Genomic DNA, 20,185 nt, shown 5'->3' on the forward strand with positions numbered 1-20,185 from the left:
GCCATGGACTACAGCCGGGCCGTAGACGATAAGCTGGTATATACGGTTGGCATATCGTCAGCCGAACGGACACCACGCTTCGATGCCGACACCAAACGGCGTATGTACGTGCGCGACACCACCGACGTCTGGGCGCCGGTAGCGATCGATGCCGGCAAAAGCACGCAGAGCATTACGCTATCGTACTTTGATTTTAACGCGCAGTTCGGTCGGGGTAAGCTGGTGGGCATCGATCAGGAGCAGGTCAGCGCGGTGTTAAACACCATTGCCCGCATTGGCGTGATCGGCAAAAAACATTTCGGCGGCAACAGCTGGCATACGCCGTATGGTCCGATCTGTCTGCATGAACAATATATTGCGCAGATGGGTCTCGGCGTCAATGACGATAACTACCTGGCCGGCTACCGCGAGTGCCTCGACTACTACCGTGACAACGCCATCAAACCCGATGGCCGCGTGTGGCCACGGTGGGCCTACTCCAACGAGGACGCCATGCCCAACGGCTTTACCGACAAAGGCTTCTACGAAGCACAGTGGGGCTACCTGCTGGACTCCAACCCCGACTTTGTCATAAATGTAGCCGAGCTGTATGATCAGAATGGCGACCTCGCGTGGGTGAAAACGCATCAGGCGTCGTGCGAGAAGGCGTTGGATTGGATCGTGGCACGCGATAGTGATGGTGACGGCCTGGTAGAAATGATGACCGACAGCTATACACAAAAGCGCGGCAGCGACTGGATCGACATCATCTGGGCGGCGTATGAAAATGCTTTCGTCAATGCCAAACTGTATCGGGCACTTGTGTTGTGGGCGGGTGTGGAAAGTCAACTCGGCAATGCCGTACGGGCCAACGTCTATACGTCGTTTGCTTTGAAACTCCAGGCGAGCTTCAATAAGCCTACCACGGCGGGCGGTTTCTGGGATGCTGAAAATAACTGCTATGTACACTGGCTGGACAAGGACGGCTCCGTGCACGGCCGGAATATGGTAACGCCCGTGAACTTTATGGCCATTGCTTATGATATTTGTAATGACCCCATGCGCGCCAAGACCATCCTGGATAATATCGAGGTACAGATGCAAAAAGAAGATTTGTTCTTCTGGCCGATCTCCCTGTACAGCTATGCGCCGGGCGAAGGCAATGACTGGCAATTTCCTTTTCCGAATTATGAAAACGGCGACATCTTTTTGTCGTGGGGCTCTGTGGCCGCAAAAGCCTATGCCTCCTACAAACCGGAGATTGCCGTGAAGTATGTGAAGCGTGTGCTGGCGCAATACGCCAAGGACGGTCTGGCGTTTCAGCGTTATGGTCGTGCGCAGCAGGATGGCCGGGGAGATGATATTCTTTCGGGCAATGCGCTTTCGGTGGTGGGGTTGTACCAGGCTATTTATGGGATCAATCCGCTATATAACCGGTTTTACCTCGATCCTCATATCACGCCGGAGCTGGCTGGTACGCAGGTGAAGTACAACTATCGCGGTCAGCGGTTGACGATCGATTTGGCGATGGACCAGTATGCTGTGTCGAATGGACGGTTTACCATAAAGGCCAGCACAGACTTTGGCTTTTACGCTACCGATAACGAATTGTCGTATTTCAAGGGCAATGACCATACCGCGTCGCTACAGGTGAAAGCCTTTGCAAAAGATGAGCTGGTGTTGGATATAAAAAAATATGGCCCGGATGAAGTTGCGTTTACGCAATCGTCCAGGGCAAGTTCAGGAAAATTGGTATATCAACTTCAGGCGCTCAAGCCGGGTAGTTATTATACTGTACGGGTGAATAAAAAGACGTTGAAGCGTGTGAAGAGTACGGCGGAAGGGGTGGTGGTATTTGCGTGCAGCGTAGGCATTGGTGCGCATGAAATCTCGGTTGTGCCCCGATAGGAATATCGTAGATAAATGTATACGCTTGTTGCGCCCTTTCAGGGCTGTTATATCGAGTTGCCTGTTTACCCAGGCCTGCGCTATCGCTTCAGCCTGGGCTATTTTATTGCGCCCCGTTGGGGCTTCTTGTGTGCGATCTTTGACCGGTGGAAGGGAAGTGTAGGCACAAGTCACCACCCCGAGGCGGGGTTCAGACTTGCGCCAGAACAAAAGGAGAACAACTGTCCTGCCCTTTCCCGTACGGGGGCGACATGTAAAATGTGTAGGTTTGTTTTATGGTCTATAGAACGATGTTATCTGCATGCCTGCTGTTCCTGTTGCTTTGCGCGAATACAGCGACTGAAAAAGATCCGCCGGTCGCGGCGCTGCGGAAGGGATTTCGCAACGTGCCCGATAGTGTGCAGCTGGGTGTATACTGGTATTGGATCTCCGACAATATTTCGAAAGAGGGTGTTGTCAAAGACCTGGAGGCGATGAAGAAAGCTGGCATCAACCGGGCTTTTATCGGCAGTAACATTGTAAACGGCGGTACGCCGTATGGTGAGCATAAAGTATTTTCACCCGGATGGTGGGAGGTGGTGCACGCGGCGTTGAAGAAGGCCACTGAACTGAATATTGAAATCGGTATGTTTAACTGTCCGGGGTGGAGTCAGTCGGGCGGTCCGTGGATCAAGCCGGAGCAGAGCATGCGTTACCTGGCGTCGTCGGAGGTGATTGTTGAGGGGCCGCGGAAGATCAACCAGGGGCTGCCGGTTGTTGGCGAGCATGCACAGGACGTAAAAGTGTTAGCCTGGCGGCTTCCGGCGAGCGTCGAAGAGCATCAAGGTCGCCTGCTGAAAGGCGACGGAAATGAGCGATCACTTACGTTTACCGTGCGCGGGAAAAGTCCCATGCGCAGTTTGGTGATCCGTGCCGATGCGTCGATCCAGAACGCGGCCGATGTGTATTATGAAGCAGGGGGTGAATACAAGCTGCTGACGCAGGTTGCGCTCGACCGCGGTAACACGGCGCTGAACGTAGGCTTCGATCCGCTGGCGCCCGTTGTGGTATCGTTGCCCGAGGTCAAAACGACGCGCTATCGTCTTACGGTGGCGAACCCTCTTAGCGCTACCGTAGATGTTACCCTATCATCGCAGCCCCGGGTGGAGCGCTATCCGGAGAAGTCGCTGGCGAAGATGTTTCCCACACCGCTGCCATTGTGGCACGACTACCTGTGGAACCGGCAGCCCCAGGTTTCTGATGCATCCGTGGTGGTGCGTGCCACCGACGTGGTGGATCTCACGGCCCGATTCCAGGACGGAAAATTGGTGTGGGATGTACCCGCCGGTACGTGGAAGATCCTGCGTACGGCAATGCTTACCACCGGTGTTACAAACGCTCCGGCCTCGCCGGAGGCGACCGGGCTGGAGGTCGATAAGATGAGCAAACAACATGCGGCGTATCACTTCGATGCGTTCATCGGTGAGATACTGCGGCGTGTGCCAGCCGAAGACCGGAAGTCCTTTCGGGTGGTGGTAGAAGATAGCTATGAAACCGGAGGCCAGAACTGGACCGACGACATGGAGGCACATTTTAAAAAGGTATATGGCTACGATCCCGTTCCTTACCTGCCCGTACTCAGCGGAACCGTTGTGGGTAGTCCCGATATTTCCGATCGGTTTTTGTGGGACCTGCGCCGGCTGATTGCCGACCGGGTTGCGTACGACTATGTGGGCGGTTTGCGCGATGTATCGCATCGGCACGGGCTTACTACATGGCTGGAGAACTATGGGCACTGGGGTTTCCCGGGTGAGTTTTTGCAGTACGGTGGACAATCGGACGAAGTCAGCGGCGAGTTTTGGAGCGAGGGTGAGCTTGGCAACATTGAAAACAAAGCGGCATCGTCTGCGGCTCATATCTATGGTAAGCGCAAGGTATGGGCCGAGTCGTTTACGGCCGCCGGTCAAACGTTTGGAAGAACGCCCTTTATGATGAAACAACGGGGTGACCGTTTTTTTACCGAAGGCATCAACAGCACCTTGTTGCACGTGTATGTACACCAACCGTACGAAGACCGGTGGCCGGGCATGAACGCCTGGTTTGGCAACGAGTTTAACCGGAAGAATACCTGGTTTGAGCAGTTCGATGTTTTTGCCGCATACCTCAAACGCACGAACTTCCTGCTGCAGCAGGGCACGTATATAGCCGATGTGGCCTACTTCATCGGCGAGGATGCACCCAAGATGACCGGCGTATGCGACCCGGCGTTGCCGAGAGGCTATTCCTTTGACTATATCAACGGTGAAGTGTTGCTCCGCCAGGCATCGGTAAAGAACGGGAAGCTCGTGCTCCGCAGCGGCATGCAATACAGCGTGCTGGTGTTACCGAAGTTAGCGACCATGCGGCCGGCGTTGTTGAAGCGCATACGGGACCTGGTCATGGAAGGCCTGGTGGTGCTGGGGCCTGCTCCGCAGTATTCGCCGAGCCTGGTGAACTATCCGCACGCGGATGGTGAAGTGAAAAAACTTTCCGACGCGCTGTGGAAAAACGTTGCTCCGGATGGCTATCAAAAAGTGGGTAAGGGGTATGTGTTCGGCGAGCAGTCGACGCTGGAAAGCGTGTTTAGCGTGTTGTCTGTTTTACCGGATTGTACTGTGGAAGGCGATGCGCTGGATGTGCGGTTTATACACCGCGTGGTACAGGGTGAAGATATCTATTTCATCTCCAACCAACAGGAAAAGAAAGTGGTGTTCAACGCCACGTTCCGTACGGCAAAAGGCAATCCGGAATTGTGGGATGCACTGACGGGCGAAATGCGCGCTTTACCTCGGTTTGTCCGAAACGAAAAGACGACAACCCTTGCGCTGGAGCTGGAGCCGTTCGGGAGTGCGTTCATTGTATTCAGTGAAGCGAACGCGAAAGCAAACACGGGAGCCGGTAATTTTCCCGCAGGTAATGTACTCGCTACGTTGCGGGGGCCGTGGACGGTGGTGTTCAACGGGCTCTCGGCGCCGCAAGGCATTTTTCGCTTTGATAGTCTCTATGACTGGACGCGCTCGACGGACAACGCCTTGAAATATTTTTCGGGGACGGCGATATACCAAACGACTTTTACATTGAAGTCCGTGCCGTCGCAGCAAACGTATGTTGATGTCGGTCGCGTTGTGGCGATGGGTAAAGTATATGTCAACGATCGGTATGTGGGCGGTGTATGGGCGTATCCCTATCGGCTCAATGTTACGCCGTATTTGAAGAAGGGTGAAAACACGTTGCGAATAGACGTGGTCAATAATTGGATGAACCGGTTGATCGGCGATCAGCAGTTGCCGGAGGACCAGCGTAAGACGTGGGCGGTTTTTAACCCGTATAATGCTTCGTCGGCGTTGCAGCCGTCGGGGTTGTTGGGGGATGTTACCATTCAGGCGTTTGATTACCAGGTGCGGTAGGTCGGGAATCGCGGGTTGTCAGATGGTGGGGGGCGGGTGCGTGCCTCGAATTGTTGCGCCCTTTCAGGGGCTTGGGTAGGTTATATTATTTCTATCCCAGGCCTTCGCTGTCGCTCCAGCCTGGGCTGGTTTGTTGCTATCCCAGGCCTTCGCTGTCGCTTCAGCCTGGGCTGGTTTGTTGCGCCCCTACAGGGCTTGGGTAGGTTATATTATTTCTATCCCAGGCCTTCGCTGTCGCTTCAGCCTGGGCTGGTTTGTTGCTATCCCAGGCCTTCGCTGTCGCTTCAGCCTGGGCTGGTTTGTTGCGCCCTTACAGGGCTTGAATGTGTGAAGGGAAAGGATGTGCTACGGGGGGCCTAGCAGTTTGTCCAGGCTGTTGACGGCCACGAAGTGATAGTTCGGGCGTGCCTTGGCGTAGATGGCCTGTGCCTGTGCCTTCCCTTCTGCGGTTTTGATGAACTCGGTATAGATCGGCATCAGGAACTTGCGCCGGCCGGTGTGGATCAGGAAATCTTCGATCTTGGCGTACGCCGGTGTATACTGGTTGTGGATCGCGATCACGCCCCAGGCGGCGAGGATCTCTGCATTGCCCGAAGCGGTGAAGTGGCCCAGGGCATCGACGTCTTTTAGCTGCGACGGCGTGAGGGAGTCCGGCAGGTGGTTGATGAAGTGCAGCCACTCGTGCGTGGTCCACGGTTTTGTGAGCGCCTCGATCTTTTGTCCTTCCTTCCATTTGGTCATGGCGGCGTCTACGGCGTCAAAACGTATAGACTTGGGTTGTGAACAAGAATTGGGCAGCCCTTCGCCGTAGATCCATTCCTCGAACAGGGTGTCGTTCAGCGTGATGTTGTACTGTTTCTGATAATAATCGCGGATGAAGGGAATGAACGCTTCCGTCGTCATCACCTTAAAGGCGTTCTGCGTAAAGTAATCTTTTACAAACCGGTCGAATTTCTCGCGGCCGTTCATTTCCTCGATGGTACGCAGGAAGAAATAGCCTTTGTTGTAGGCAATGGCCGTTACTCCGTCGTCGGGGTTGCGGCTGGCCAGGTTGAGCTTCAGCTTGGTGTCGGCCGGATGACCATCGTCCGACAGCGACTGGATCTCGCTCTTCAGGTCCTGCAGGTTGAGGGAAGCCAGCATTTCGGCATAGTCCCGGCCGTAGAGCTTCTCCATGATGCGGGTCTCGAAGTATACGGTAAACCCTTCGTTGAGCCAGAAGTCGTTCCAGGTGGCATTGGTCACCAGGTTACCGGACCAGCTATGCGCCAGCTCGTGCGCGATCAGCGATGTAAGCGAGCGGTCGCCCGACAGGATCGTGGGTGTGGCAAAGGTCAGGCGCGGGTTCTCCATGCCACCGAAGGGAAAGCTCGGCGGCAGCACCAGCACGTCGTAGCGTTCCCATTGATAGGGGCCGTATAATTCTTCCGCCCCCGCGATCATCTTCTCGAGGTCGGCAAACTCCCAGGCGGCCTTGCCGACTACGGAAGGCTCGGCATAGATGCCGCTGCGCGGGCTGATGGATTTGAACGATACGTCGCCTACCGCGAGGGCTAACAGGTAGGAGGGGATCGGCTGTTTCATCTCAAAGGTGTATACTCCTGTCTTGTTGCGCGTCTCGGGGTTGGAGGCGCTCATCAAGGCCAGGAGCGCGGGCGGTACGGTTACTTCGGCATCGTAGGTGAACCGGATGCCGGGCGAGTCCTGGCACGGCACCCAGCTGCGCGCCAGGATGGCCTGCGACTGTGTGAAGAGGAAGGGGTGCTTCTTGCCGGCGGTCTGCTGCGGGCTAAGCCACTGCAGCGCCTCGGCGCCGGGGTTCGTACGGTAGTGGATCGTGACTGTCTTGGTGGTCGGCTGGATGAGTACCGCCAGGGCCTGGCCCAGGATGGCGTCGGGCTCGCTCAGGCGGTATTCGGCGGTGGTATCGTTGTCGGTTTGGACCTTCTCGATCGTCAGGCCCTTGGTGTCGAAGGTGATCAGGTCGGCGTCGGCCGCCGCTTCGATCTCCCAGGTAGCGGTGGCGCGGATGACCTGTTGCTCAAAGTCGACGGCGGCTTTCCAGTGCAGGTGTTTGACGCGGGCTTCCTGCGGGTCGGCGTTGGAATGAATATCGGTGGCTTTTGCGGGGGCAGGTGTCATAGGGGCTTCGGGTGCGGATTCTTTCTTGGGTTGGCAGGCAAACGATAGTACCCCCGCTGCCAAAAACAGGGGAAGTTTTGAGATCAGGCTAATCTTCATACCTTCGTTTTAAAGCATAAAAACTACAACTAATTTCGCTGCCGCCATGACCGTTTACGGAATTAAAAATTGCAATACCGTCAAAAATGCGCTCGACTGGCTCAAGAAGCACCAGGTGGAGTACGACTTTCACGACTATAAGACCCAGGGCGTAACGGCCGCCAAGCTCAAGGCCTGGAGTCAGCAGGTGGGGTGGGAGAGCCTGGTCAACAAACGGGGCATGACCTGGCGCCAGCTCGACGCGGGCACCCAGGCCGGTGTTACCAGTGAAAAAGCGGCGATTGCCCTGATGATGGAAAAAACAAGTGTCATCAAGCGACCGTTGATCGAAGTAGACGGCCAGGTGGTAGCCCTGGGCTTTGACGAAGCTACCTACCGCGAGAAGCTCGGATAATTTATTCCCTGTCTCTTTAAAGAACCATCTCCTAAAGGGGATATTTCTTGTTCTGCCGTCTTTTACCTTTATAGCATCGCAGGAAAGCGGCGGTCTCCCGCAGCCGTCAGCGTATAGCCCGTACGGGTTAGCCCTGCGTTGGTTGAATGTAAACCGATGTTTTTATGAAGATTTCAGAACAAGAGGTCAAACGCATGTCGCAAGGCGACCACGACGCCTTTCGGGAGATCTATGAACGCTGCTGGGACACGCTCTATTATTTTTTATTCAAGGAGACCGGCTCGCGCTATTTTGCCGAGTGCGTGGCCCAGGAGGTATTCTCCTCGGTCTGGACCCACCGCGCGCGGCTCAACAGCTACGCCGTGCTGCGCGACTACATGGCGGCCAGCTCGCGCGACTACGCCCTGGTGGCCCTTAAATACTTCGCGAGCAAGACGTTCGTCGGCGCCTTTCCCGACGATGAGACGGGCCGCCGCGAAACGGTCGTGCGCGAGCTGGCCCGCATGCTGGACAGCGAGCACTACAAAGGCGTGTTCAAAAAGATCCTGAACAACCTGTCGCCCACGCAAGCGATCATCTTTCACTTCGGCCTGACCGGCAGCACCAGCGAACAAATGAGCCATTCGATGGACATGCCGGCCGACGCCGTGCAGCGACACTTCTGCGAAGCGATCGTGCGTGTGAACGATTCTCTAAAACGCGAGATGGCCCCGCAGGCACAACGGGTGCTGCTCAGGCCGTCCGGGCAACAAGGTGAGACATCATTTTTTGGGTGAAGGCTTCTTCTTGCTGGGTTTTTCGAATAGGGATTCGAAGAAATCCTCGATGGACAGATCGAAGGCGGCTTCCACGGTTTCGGCCAGCGTACGCAGCCTGGGGTTGCCGATACCCTTTTCGAGACGCCTGTATTGCTCGCGACCGAGGCCACAGTCAAAAGCAAATTGTTCGGAACTGGCGTTTCCCATTTCTTTCCGCATCGCGATCATTTTTTCGCCGATGCGTTTCTGGAGAGAGATTAGAGATGCTTTGTTTTTCACAAATAATATAGGATTTGTTGAGCCGCTAAATTGGCATGTTTGTTCTATTTTATTTACCTCACGTATATCCCATCTTATAAGCAGTGTAATTTAAGTCGCAAATATAGTAAAAGCGCGAATGGAAGCTCTGTGGTGGGATTTTGATATAGACCTTGCGATGGGATTTTTTATTCTATACAACAAAATTTGTCCCCTATAGATCCTGTCGCCACATCGGTGGTCCTGCCGGTTGTATCTTGTATTATACTTCCTGTGGCAATTCTACAGCTTGCGCGCCCGTTTGCCAGTCCGCAGGGTTTGCCTTTTCTTAACGTATAATCCCACCGTTATCCGATCCTGCTTTTGGACTGGTTTGGATGTAAGTTTTTTGCCGGATTTGCATGTTATCCAACCCGAGATATTTTTTGGGATTTTGCATCCATTTTGGGAGGCTTCCGTTTAACCTCTCAATTCCAAGGCATAATAGCAAAATGATCAGCGATCCCCCGGCCCAATCTTAACAAAGATCCCTTCAAAAGGGCCTGAAATCCGTGTTTTCGGAACAAACTTAATCGTGTGCTCCACGGTGCGGGAACACCCCCGTTTTTGACTCTTATTAGCTATATTTGAGTGCGTAAAAACCCAAGTAGCACAAACTTTACCTTTTCATACTTAAACCATTAGAAAAGCTATGGCTGGCATTTTCAAGAAAGCTATGGGCCTCTTCGTCGAATTCGAAGAAGAGCCCCAGAAATCCTCATCACCGTCTTCGTCCTCTACGCCTCCGCCGATCCCCAACCGGGTAGCCCCGGCGCAGGTACTCAACGGCGAGGAGCTGGACAAGTTCGAAAAGCACTTCGAGAAGTTATTCGACCAGGCGAACCTGCCCGGACCGGATTACTATGAGTTCATGAAAATGACCGAGACGCTCGAGGCGCATATCAAGGACGAGAACGCGCGGTTTGCCGCAACGTATGCGTCATTGGCCATTCAGGGTCTGACAAAGGAAAAGCTCGTGGAGACCGCCAATGCGTACAAGCAGATGGTGGGGCAGGACAAGGTGCAGTTTGAAAAGAGCGTGAACGACAAAAGCGAGCGCGAGATCGGCCAGAAGCGCAAGGACCTGCAGAAGCTGGAAGAGTCGGTGAAGCAACATGCCGAGACGATCCAGCGACTGACCAAGGAGATCTCCGACGCGCAGATGGCGATGGGCAACCTGAAGGCTGTCATTACCGAAGAGGAGCATAAGCTTGCCCGCAACAAGCAGGGCTATGTGCTGGCGTGCGACGCCATGATTAAAAAGATCACAGAAGATATCACGAAAATACAGACAACGCTATAACGTATGGAAACACAGATTTTCCCGACCGATGCTCAACAACAATTAAAATCCTACTGGAACAGACCCGGGGGTAAATTCGGGACCCTCGCGGGGCTCGGGATCCTGGCGGCGATCGGCTACTACGTGCTGCCTATCCTCACCAGCATTGTCTGGAACACGCTGAACTTCGGCATCGCCCTGGCATGCCTCGGCATTTTCCTGTATTGCGTCACGCACCGGAAATTCCGCCTCAGTCTTTTTTACTTCTACGAGATCCTGATGAAGAAGCTGGTGGGGGTTGTGATCGAGCTCGATCCGTTCATCATTGCCGAAGATTATATCAACGACATGCAGGAGGAACGCGAGAAGCTGTACAAGCAGGCGACCGATGTCGATTCGCAGAAGGAAAAGATCCACGCCAAGATCCGTGAGAAAGAGGCGGAGATCAACAAGCTGATGAACAAGGCGCAGGTTGCCAAAGAGCGGGACATGATGCCCGAGCTGGGCAACGCCACGCGGCAGATCGGACGGCTGAACGAGTATATCAAGCAACTTTCGCCGATCCACGACAACCTGTCGCGCATCGGTGATTACCTGACGAAGATCCACAAGAACAGCGCTTACCTGATCGAGGACGCCAAGAACGAGCTCGAGCTGAAGAAGGACTTGTACAAATCGGTGACGTCGGGTAACAAGGCGTTGACGTCGGCGCTGAAGATCTTTAAGGGCGACCCCGAGAAGAAGCTGATGGTGGAGCAGTCGATGGAGTTCCTGAAGGAAGACATCGCGAGCAAGCTGGCCAACATGAAAAAGGCGATCAGCTACTCGTCGGACTTTATGAAATCGATCGACCTCGACAATGCCACGTACGAGAAGGAAGGTCTGAAGATGCTGGAGAGCTTCAATCCCGACAGCGAGATGAAGCTTGTGACCTCTTCTTCCTCTCCCGCGCGTCCGGGCTCAAGCTCGTCGGGCGACTATGGTGACCTTTTGCGATAATAATCTTTAACCTTTAAATAGTCTAACCTTTTAAAAATCATATGGCCGTTAAAGTAAAAACTTCGGGTAAAATTGTAATGATCCTCCTGGTACTGGGGGCAATCTTTGCTGCTAAAGTATACTGGTGGGACAAGCGCCCCCAGGAGGCGAAGCAATCACAGGAAATTGGAAAAGTAGCTTTGCCGGATGCACCGGAGGCCTCGCTGGCCGGTAGCGCGACGATGATGCCGCTGCCATCGGAAGAGCAATCTGTCAACGGCGGTACCAAGATCGTGTGGAAGATCATGGCCTGGAACTCCCAGTTCCCGCTGATGTATGCCAACGGCGGCGCGCAGACGACCAAAGGCTCTTTGCTGGACAAGGCCAAGCTGCAGGTGGACGTGCAGCGCCAGGACGACTGTTTCAAGTCGCTGGCGGACATCGTGAAGTTCGCGCAGGACTATAAGAACAATCCCGAGACTCCCGGTGTGTTTGCATCGTTCATGGGCGACGGTATGCCGGCGTTCTTTGCCTCGCTGGCAAAAGAGCTCGAGCCGCTCGGTCCGGAGTATCAGCCGATCGCTTTTTATGCCATGGGTAAGTCGTATGGTGAAGACCAGCTGATGGGCCCGGTGGACTGGAAGAAAGATCCGAAGAGCGCATTGGGTAAGACGGTGTCGTGCGTACTGCGCGACGGTGATATGAACATCCTGCTGAAGTGGGCCGGTGACAACAACCTGCGTGTGAACCCCGACGAGACGACCTACGACAAAGATGCGATCAACATCATTGCGGCCAACGACTTCCTCGACGCCTGTAACAAATACATCACCGGCTACCAGGAAAAGCGCAAGCTGATCAAGGACGGTAAGAAAGTGAGCGAAGAGATCACGGTCGGCGTAGACGCCGTGTCGACCTGGACGCCTGGCGACGTAAACATCGCCAAGCAAAAGGGTGGCCTGGTGACGATCGCCAGCACCAAACAATATTCGTCGCAAATGCCGAACATCACGATCACGATCAAGAAGTTCGCGTACGACCACCGCACCGACATCGAGAACCTGATCATGTCGCTGAGCCAGGCGGGCGACCAGGTGCGTTCGTTCACGGATGCAAAGGCCTTTGCCGCGAAGATCTCTGCCAAAGTATATAACGAGCAGGATGCCGCATACTGGCTGAAGTATTACAACGGTGTTACTGAAAAAGACGTGCAAGGTCTGAACGTGGCCCTGGGCGGCTCGATGGCCTTCAACCTGCAAGATGCGGCCAACATGTTCGGCCTGGGCAAAGACGGTATCGACCGCTATAAAATCGTATACACTACCTTTGGTGACATTCTGTCGAAGATGTACCCGGAATACATGGCCACCTATCCGCCGTACGCACAAGTGGTGGACAAGTCGTTCCTGATGTCGGTGATCGCAAACCATAGCGAGCTGATGGAAGGCAAGGCGTTGGCGGTGACATACTCCAACGAGATCACCAGCGAGGTGTCGTCCAAGTCGTACCAGATCCAGTTCGAGACCGGCAGCGCCGTGATCAAGCCGGCATCATACAGGCTGCTGGATGAAATCCTGGAGAGCTCGGTGGTGGCAGAAGGTTTGAAAGTAGGTGTATATGGTCACACCGACAACGTGGGCGACCCTCAGTCCAACCAACGGCTGTCGGAAGACCGTGCGAACTCGGTAAAAAGCTACCTGATCAGCAAAGGGCTGGCCACGGAACGTATCGAGTCGAAAGGTATGGGTCAGAACACTCCGATCGCTCCCAATACAACGCCTGCGGGTCGCGCACAGAACCGCCGCGTTCAAATTGTACTGGGTGAATAACGGATAGCGATTAATGGAGCTACTCAAGAATATTTTCAGTCCATTAACACAGATAAAAGGGCGTACCTCCATCATCTTAATTGTGGTGGAGGCCTTTTTGGCCCTGCTGCTGTGGGAGATCGTGGGACAGAACGGGTTGATCCCGGTGCCTTCGAAGATCCTGACATCGGTCGTCTCGATCGTGACATCGGCCTACTTTGTCGATAACCTGTTCAGCAGTCTTGCGCTGACGTTTACCGGCATGGGCATTTCCATAGTCCTGGCGTTGCTCGTAAGCTACCTGTCGCTGATACCGGTCTTTGCGCCGGTCGCCAAGTTCATTGTCAAGTGCCGGTACTTAACGCTCACGGGTCTGATCTTCCTGTTCACATTGCTGACGCAGGATGGTCACCAGCTCAAGCTCAGCCTGCTGATCTTCGGCATCGTGCCGTTCTTCGTCACGTCGCTGCTGGCGATCATCGAGGCGATCAACGTGCAGGAGTATGAGCTTTGCAAGACCCTGCGCATGAACAACTGGCAGACGTTGTGGGAGGTGGTGATCATCGGCCGGCTGGACCAGGTGTTTGAAGTGATGCGCCAGAACTTTGCCATTGCGTGGATGATGATCACGATGGTGGAAGGTTTGAGCATGTCGGAAGGCGGTTTGGGTACGATGCTGATCAAGTCGAATAAATACATCGACCTCAGTACGGTATTCGGCATCCTGGTCATCATTTTCGCGCTCGGCATTTTCTTTGACTTCCTGTTGCGCAACCTGCGTCACTGGCTGTTCCCGTATACTAAAATCCAGGTGAAGAAATGACGTCATATTCGAAGAATGAAGTGCTCATCGCGGTAAAGGACGTCAACCTTTCCTACGACAAGCAGATCTTACGGGATATCAACTTTACGATCCATAACATCGTTCGCCCGGGCATGAATCAAGGGCAGGTGATCTCGCTTATCGGCCGCAGCGGCATCGGCAAGACGCAGCTGTTCAAGATTCTGGCCGGGCTGATCCCGCCGAATACCGGCACCGTGCTGGTAGGGTTGGAGCAACAGCCGGTGAAGGCGGGCCAGGTCGGGATCGTCGCGCAGAACTATATACTCTTCAACCACCGCACGGTGTACGACAACCTGCGGCTGGCGATGAAACACGACAGCATTACGCTGGGCGATAAAGAGAAGGACGCGCTGATCAATGATTATGCGGCGAAGTTCGACCTGACGGAGCACCTGAAGAAATATCCGATGCAGCTTTCCGGCGGGCAACGCCAGCGGGCGAGTATCATTCAACAGGTTTTGACCGGTAACAAGTTTATATTGCTGGACGAGCCTTTTTCAGGATTGGATGCGTTGATGATCGACCGCGTGATGGAGCTGCTGTTGCAAGTTTCGACGCTGGACGAGCTGAACACATTGGTGATCGTGAGTCACGATGTGGAGAACTCGCTCGCGATTTCGGATACGGCGTTTATCCTGGCCCGGCAGAAGGATCAGGAGGGGGCGACGATTACGGAGACGCTGGACCTTATCGAGATGGGGTTTGCGTGGAATCCGGCGATCCGGGAGAATGAGAAGTTCCAGCATTTGGTGGCGCAGATAAAGCATAAGATCTGATCTATATCAGGTTCGATAAGAAAGGCTGCCGCACACGGCGGCCTTTTTTTTGGATCAGTCCTGGACAATCCGTGGAATTTCCATCTCGCAGATTTTGATTAGGGGCGGCATCGTATCTACCTTCGGGAAGTATGAAAATTGGAAAAGGGAGGTCAGACAGACAGTTGATAAATGCAACTGGAGATACTAAGAGACGTATCCTTGTATTGATATTTACGCTGATAGCGGCCTCTTGTTCTGATAAGAAACAGGAATCGCCAGTTTAGGAGCGGCCGGGCGAAAAATAGTAAGACAAGACCTCTGTAGTCAATTAGATAGACAACAAACTTTTATGAGTGAAGATAATAAATACGACTTTTCAAAAATATTTGACAAAATTCTGCATCGGCCAATTTATAGCCGATTGACAAACGATCTGATAAAAAGCACACCGGACGAAGACTTAACGCAGCTGATAATCGACAATATAGAAGTCAATAACAAAGGAAAATCTGATGGGGATTTATATTCTGTTTTAACTGCCGGGCAAAAAATAATTTATTCGACGTATGTCTTAGAAACACAAATATTCAACGGTGGATTTGGAGGCTTCTATGTCAATACACAATGTGCATTAAATCAATTTCTGGAGCGAGATCTTATCGCTATCGGTGCAAAATCGTTAGCAGACATTGTCAGGAGCGCTAACGAAATGAGCGTGTTGATTTTGGCGGACAAAGCTGAACCGGAACAACTTTATCCGTTGGATATAGAATTTCGAAAGGTGATTGATGTAGACAGTTTGGATGCGAGACGAGTGACGTATATAAAGGGAAGTAAGGAACAATTTATTTCAGCATAAAGATACTGTTGATAATAGCAACCATCCTCATAACTGCCCATCTGATAGAGTGAATTGCATTGTATTACGCTTAGATAATCCGTATTTGCGGGGACCGGCGGAAAAAGGTTACTTTTGGGGGCTGGATCGTATTTTTCTTCCATGAATCGCTTTTGCTTTATTCTCGTTGCCTGCTGCATGATGGCAACATCTTCTCTCTACGCTCAAAAAACCGAAAAACGAGCCCATCATAAGCTCCTCTGGAAGATTTCTGGCAACGATCTGATAGCGCCGTCGTACCTGTTTGGTACCATGCATGTACAGGACGACCGGGCCTTCGACTTTAGCGACTCGGTGCTGTTAAAAATCTCCGAATGCAAAGCTTTCTCGCTCGAAGTACACCCTGATTCTCTTGTGCGGTTGCTGCTCCCCATCATGGCCGGGCAGGCGTCGAAGGGTCGTAATAAGCTCAAGGAGCTACTCAGTGAGAAAGACTACAGCGAAATCGACAGCCTGGTGAGGAAGCGGACCGGCCTTTCACTCGACCGGCTCAAGACCCCCAGCATGGTCCGCATGTTCCTGGAAAAGCAGACCAGCACGAAGGGAAAAGGAGCGTCGGTGGATGGGTATCTCTATAATATCGCCCGCCGGCAGGGAAAATCCATTATTGGTATTGAGGACGCGCAAGAGCAGTTAGCCGTGCTGGACGACTTTGCGCCGCAAAACCTCGCCGCCGTGCTGTTGGAACAGCTGGAAAACGACTCGACTACTCAGGGGCCTTCCATTGCCACCATGCTTGACCTGTATTACGAGGGTGACATCGAAGCCATATCTCATTACCTGAAAGAGAATATGTCGATGACGCCGGGTTACTACGATAAGCTTATCACCCGACGCAACGTCGGCATGACTGCGAACATCGTTCGGCAGGTTCGGGAAAAGGCAACTTTTTTTGCCGTTGGCGTGGGCCACCTGGCTGGCGAAGAGGGCCTGATTCATTTGTTGCAACAAGAGGGGTACACGGTGCAGCCCGTAAAGGCTACTTTTACCGGCCTGGCAAAGAAATATACGTACACCACGCAGGAAGGGCCTTGGTACGAATACACATCGGCGATCGGAGCGTATAAAGTCAGCATGCCAACAAAGCCCATTACGGTAAAAATGGATTCTTCCGGGTTTGCTCTACAGACCTACGTAGATATAGGCACGTCAACCGTATTTCAGACGACGTACATACCTCTCCACGGTCAGTTTAGAGGCAAACCCGCCAAATATATATTTGACCAATTTGTCGAACGCATGAAGCGCAATGGGAAATTAAAGTTTGACAAACTATCGCGCATCGACGTGCAGGGGCTGGAAGGGCGTGAAATAGTGATGCGACAGGACGGCCAGCTCTTTCGTGCGCAGATTTTATTGCGGGGCGATGTATTGTACCTGCTCCAGGTAGCGCCTACAAAAGCGATTGCCTATTCCGACGACGCCGAGAAGTTTCTGCGCTCTTTCCGGTTGCTGGAGTTCGGTAAAACTGTATGGAAGGAGTTTTCGAACGCCACGGGGGCATTTTCAGTCGAGATGCCAAGTGACGTCAAAACACAGTTGCTGGAGCCCGATCCAGCAACCGTGGGCGGCCGGTATAAGATCAATCTTTACCACGCCACGGATATGGACCTTGGCGAAACCTATCTGATCCGTTACAACGATTTTCCGGCCGGGCTCCAGTCGCTTGACGACAGCGTATACTATGGCAGTCTGATTACCAGCGTCGTGGAAAATATGAAGGGGCGAAACCTCCAGTCTTACGATCGCACGATCGAAGGCCACCAGGGTATCGCGTTCACATTCGACGTTGCGGAAAATGGACAGGTGAATGGGCGAATCCTGCTGCGGGGCGGCCGTACGTACATGCTCATGGGCGTTTCCTCCAAAGATGCCACCGCGTCGGGTATCGATACCTTTCTGGATTCCTTCCGTCTCCTGCCCACGGAAAAGGCTGTGATGCAGGAGTTTGAATTCCCCCTGCACCATGTGAAGGTAAAGCTTCCAGCCTCGTTTACAACGGACTCTATCGGATTCGCGGCTAGGAATAATCTCCAGTACACGGAGGGGTATGGAGAGTATCATGCGCTCGATGCAAAATCCGGCGCGCAATACAGGCTGCGTGTTACGAAACTTTCTCCGTATGAGGGGGCGAAGGATGCGGACGACTTTTTCAATACGTTGAACAAAAGTTATACCGACGACAGCATCCGGATAACGGACCGGAAGCGGGAAGGAAAGACATTGGAGCAGCGACTAGTGGTAACCAATTCCAGATGGACCAGTATCGGGCGTGAACGCGTCGTGGTCGCCGGGCAATATGTGTACACACTCTTTGCTCTGAACGCGCAGGACGCCGACCCCACCGCTGTCGAGGCCTTCTTTAACTCCCTCCGGTTCCCTGAGGCAACCGGTACCTGGACGTTGTTTGCCGACAAGACCGATGTACTTCTGCAGGCGGTTACGTCAACGGACACGGTTGTACTGGACGACGCAGTGCCCGAGCTGCGCAAGTATGAATTTACACCGGCTGCGTTGCCCAAGATCTATGCGGCGATTACCCGCGCGAACCTCGCAACAGACGGTTATCGTCGTGATGCGCGGAGCATCTTGCTGATGAAGCTCGTCGAGGTGCACGACGAAAGCACCGTCGACTTCATCAAAAAGCTATATCCAACGCTCCCTGACAGCATGTCCTGGAAGGGCCATGCCCTGACTGTGCTGACATCGATGAAGACGCAGGCATCGTCACAGGCCTTTCTGGAACTGCTCGAAAAGGAGCAGGACAAACCGGAGTTATGGTCGTTTGCGATTATACAACCCTACAGAGATTCATTAACGTTGCTGAACGATGTATTGCCGGGGTTGATCCGTTTGTCGGATAAGCTGGCAGGACCGGGACACATTTTCTGGATGGCACGCCAGGCCATTGACAGCAACGCCCTGACGCCGGCTGTAAAAAAAGAAGTGCTGGAACTGGCGATTACCAAAGGTCAGGAGCGGCTTGCCGCATTGCCCGCCACGCCTGGCAATGAAGCTGATATCAATGAATATGATATGTATTTCCAGTTCCTGGGGCAACTGTTGCTGCTGGCAGAACCCGGCAACGCGGTGAAAGGGATATTCAACGAGCTTCACAAGCACCCCTCATGGGTTGAGAGCCGTATGGTAACAACCGAGTTCTACCTGAAAAACAATCTGAAGCTGGCACCGTCCGACCTCGAAAGCATTGCGTCCGATCCGTACTACCGAATTGGTCTGTACACGCTGCTCGAAACGTTCGGCAAGGAAAAACTCTATCCGGCAAAATATCTGTCGCAAGAGAAATTCGCGGAAGGCGCCCTGCACCAAAGCATGTCGTCTGACGAAGGTATACCCGAACAGATAAAGCTGGTGGGAGTACGATCGGTGCGGTACAATGGACAGAAGCAAAACCTATACGTTTATCAATACCGGTACGAGGGCGACGACATCTGGCATATAGCATTCAGCGGTCCGTTCCCGGAGAAAGCCAAGTATGTCACGGAGACCGGCGATTATACATTCGCGACGTATAAGGAATATGACAAGGATGTGGATATTGCCTCTGTCATTGCTGAAGTTACGGAAGGGGAGGTCGAGGTGTTGAAATAGCTGTATGCATCATGGTCATTTTGAATGAAAGTTTAAAAGCATTTGTCCTGCTTATGATGATGTCTGCCATCCTGCAGACACCTGGTTAGGAGTATCAGAAAGTTGAATAAATGTGTTTCGTGTACTTTTTGATTCGATACGTTTTCCGGGAGATCCATCGTATTTATATAGTATAACGTATATACGTAAATAATCTGGTGTGACTATTTGAAGGGTTACGATCTTTCAGTAGTGTTGTACACGAGCCCATCATTCTTCTTGCAGGAGGATAATGGGCTCTTGCTTTTTAAAATCTACTCAATTAATCGCTTTTCAATAATATCACATCATGGAACAGTTAATAAGACTCTTCTCTTATATAAGACGATCGCCAAGGGAATTCTTCATTTGGTTCTTCTTGTCATTTTTTATAATTCTTTCAGTTCTCCTATTACTTAGATTAAATGGCATAATTGGCAAATTTTCCTTTATAGATAGTTATCTGGTCTTTGTTGAAGACAATTCTGATGATGGAAAATATTTGTGTATAGAGGGGAATATAAATACAGGTGTAATTCGACAATTAAAAATCATGGAGGCGTATGTGAAATTTCTATTGTTGAGACAAATAACGGCCGTCAATGGAAACTAAATGGTCAACGGAAGTGGGAGCAGTTGAAAGATTCTACCGGAAGTGTTTTTAGGCAAGTGACATTGGAGGGGGCTTACAACTGGCAAACATTTTGGGGAGACTACATAAGTGATAATAGAATAGCGTTTCGTTATGAAATAACAAATTCAAGAGGGCGTAGGTTATTGGGTTATGCCGAAGGAGTCGTACACGAGAACGCCAATTCTGTGAATATAGTGGGAGATTATTGGCAGCTTCCACCTGAAGAGCAATTATATGGTACTTTCGAGTTTATGAGGCAGCGGGATGACAGGGATGTGGCGTGGTAGGCAAACGGGCAGTTCAGCATATCATGGTACTAAAAATATACGCAATTGCGTATATTCGAGTGTC

General features: G+C 52.6%; 13 protein-coding genes. 11 read left to right on the plus strand and 2 right to left on the minus strand.

Going from position 1 to position 20,185, the window contains the following annotated elements:
* Together KK078_RS11775 and KK078_RS11780 are read left to right on the plus strand one after the other, a co-directional pair.
* Window positions 1-1,887, plus strand: a 1,887-nt coding sequence (locus KK078_RS11775; RefSeq protein WP_254090475.1) for a glucosidase family protein, incomplete at its 5' end; no start/stop codon positions are given.
* Window positions 1,888-2,162: 275 nt separating this feature from the next.
* Window positions 2,163-5,312, plus strand: coding sequence for a glycosyl hydrolase (locus tag KK078_RS11780; protein WP_254090476.1), 3,150 nt, complete (start codon window positions 2,163-2,165; stop codon window positions 5,310-5,312).
* A gap of 345 nt (window positions 5,313-5,657) precedes the next feature.
* Here the strand turns inward: KK078_RS11780 and KK078_RS11785 are convergent, their stop codons facing one another.
* Window positions 5,658-7,553, minus strand: a complete 1,896-nt coding sequence (locus tag KK078_RS11785) for a M1 family metallopeptidase (protein WP_254090477.1) — start codon at window positions 7,551-7,553, stop codon at window positions 5,658-5,660.
* A gap of 46 nt (window positions 7,554-7,599) precedes the next feature.
* Here KK078_RS11785 and KK078_RS11790 point away from each other — a divergent pair, with 46 nt between their 5' ends.
* On the plus strand, window positions 7,600-7,947 hold the full coding sequence (locus KK078_RS11790; protein ID WP_254090478.1) for an ArsC family reductase: 348 nt from the start codon (window positions 7,600-7,602) through the stop codon (window positions 7,945-7,947).
* A gap of 164 nt (window positions 7,948-8,111) precedes the next feature.
* Window positions 8,112-8,723: an RNA polymerase sigma factor gene (locus KK078_RS11795; protein WP_254090479.1), complete on the plus strand. Its 612-nt coding sequence runs from the start codon at window positions 8,112-8,114 to the stop codon at window positions 8,721-8,723.
* Here the strand turns inward: KK078_RS11795 and KK078_RS11800 are convergent.
* Window positions 8,709-8,984, minus strand: coding sequence for a helix-turn-helix transcriptional regulator (locus tag KK078_RS11800; protein ID WP_254090480.1), 276 nt, complete (start codon window positions 8,982-8,984; stop codon window positions 8,709-8,711). The two genes, KK078_RS11795 and KK078_RS11800, sit on opposite strands and share 15 nt — an antisense overlap.
* Window positions 8,985-9,654: 670 nt before the next feature.
* On the opposite strand from KK078_RS11800, the gene KK078_RS11805 reads away from it, so the two are divergent.
* From KK078_RS11805 to KK078_RS11835, 7 genes are all read left to right on the plus strand, one after another.
* A complete protein-coding gene (locus tag KK078_RS11805) occupies window positions 9,655-10,305 on the plus strand; it encodes a hypothetical protein (protein ID WP_254090481.1) in 651 nt (216 codons plus the stop codon).
* Between the two features lie 3 nt (window positions 10,306-10,308).
* Entirely contained in the window at window positions 10,309-11,283 is a 975-nt protein-coding gene (locus tag KK078_RS11810; RefSeq protein WP_254090482.1) for a coiled-coil domain-containing protein, read from the plus strand.
* A gap of 41 nt (window positions 11,284-11,324) precedes the next feature.
* Window positions 11,325-13,091, plus strand: a complete 1,767-nt coding sequence (locus tag KK078_RS11815; protein WP_254090483.1) for an OmpA family protein — start codon at window positions 11,325-11,327, stop codon at window positions 13,089-13,091.
* Between the two features lie 13 nt (window positions 13,092-13,104).
* Entirely contained in the window at window positions 13,105-13,893 is a 789-nt protein-coding gene (locus KK078_RS11820) for an ABC transporter permease (RefSeq protein ID WP_254090484.1), read from the plus strand.
* On the plus strand, window positions 13,890-14,690 hold the full coding sequence (locus KK078_RS11825) for an ABC transporter ATP-binding protein (protein ID WP_254090485.1): 801 nt from the start codon (window positions 13,890-13,892) through the stop codon (window positions 14,688-14,690). The genes KK078_RS11820 and KK078_RS11825 overlap by 4 nt, the downstream gene beginning before the upstream one ends.
* 331 nt (window positions 14,691-15,021) lie before the next feature.
* A complete protein-coding gene (locus KK078_RS11830) occupies window positions 15,022-15,531 on the plus strand; it encodes a DMP19 family protein (RefSeq protein WP_254090486.1) in 510 nt (169 codons plus the stop codon).
* 177 nt (window positions 15,532-15,708) lie between these two features.
* Window positions 15,709-19,182: a TraB/GumN family protein gene (locus tag KK078_RS11835; RefSeq protein ID WP_254090487.1), complete on the plus strand. Its 3,474-nt coding sequence runs from the start codon at window positions 15,709-15,711 to the stop codon at window positions 19,180-19,182.
* The last annotated feature ends 1,003 nt before the right edge of the window (window positions 19,183-20,185 follow it).

Origin of the sequence: Dawidia soli, assembly GCF_018598185.1 — a bacterium.
Taxonomy (GTDB): domain Bacteria; phylum Bacteroidota; class Bacteroidia; order Cytophagales; family Cyclobacteriaceae; genus Ohtaekwangia; species Ohtaekwangia soli.

Coding starts and splice junctions, on each gene's coding strand:
- KK078_RS11780 (WP_254090476.1), top strand. CDS start 2,163: ATGGTCTATAGAACGATGTTATCTGCATGCCTGCTGTTCCTGTTGCTT.
- KK078_RS11785 (WP_254090477.1), bottom strand. CDS start 7,553: ATGAAGATTAGCCTGATCTCAAAACTTCCCCTGTTTTTGGCAGCGGGG.
- KK078_RS11790 (WP_254090478.1), top strand. CDS start 7,600: ATGACCGTTTACGGAATTAAAAATTGCAATACCGTCAAAAATGCGCTC.
- KK078_RS11795 (WP_254090479.1), top strand. CDS start 8,112: ATGAAGATTTCAGAACAAGAGGTCAAACGCATGTCGCAAGGCGACCAC.
- KK078_RS11805 (WP_254090481.1), top strand. CDS start 9,655: ATGGCTGGCATTTTCAAGAAAGCTATGGGCCTCTTCGTCGAATTCGAA.
- KK078_RS11810 (WP_254090482.1), top strand. CDS start 10,309: ATGGAAACACAGATTTTCCCGACCGATGCTCAACAACAATTAAAATCC.
- KK078_RS11815 (WP_254090483.1), top strand. CDS start 11,325: ATGGCCGTTAAAGTAAAAACTTCGGGTAAAATTGTAATGATCCTCCTG.
- KK078_RS11820 (WP_254090484.1), top strand. CDS start 13,105: ATGGAGCTACTCAAGAATATTTTCAGTCCATTAACACAGATAAAAGGG.
- KK078_RS11825 (WP_254090485.1), top strand. CDS start 13,890: ATGACGTCATATTCGAAGAATGAAGTGCTCATCGCGGTAAAGGACGTC.
- KK078_RS11830 (WP_254090486.1), top strand. CDS start 15,022: ATGAGTGAAGATAATAAATACGACTTTTCAAAAATATTTGACAAAATT.
- KK078_RS11835 (WP_254090487.1), top strand. CDS start 15,709: ATGATGGCAACATCTTCTCTCTACGCTCAAAAAACCGAAAAACGAGCC.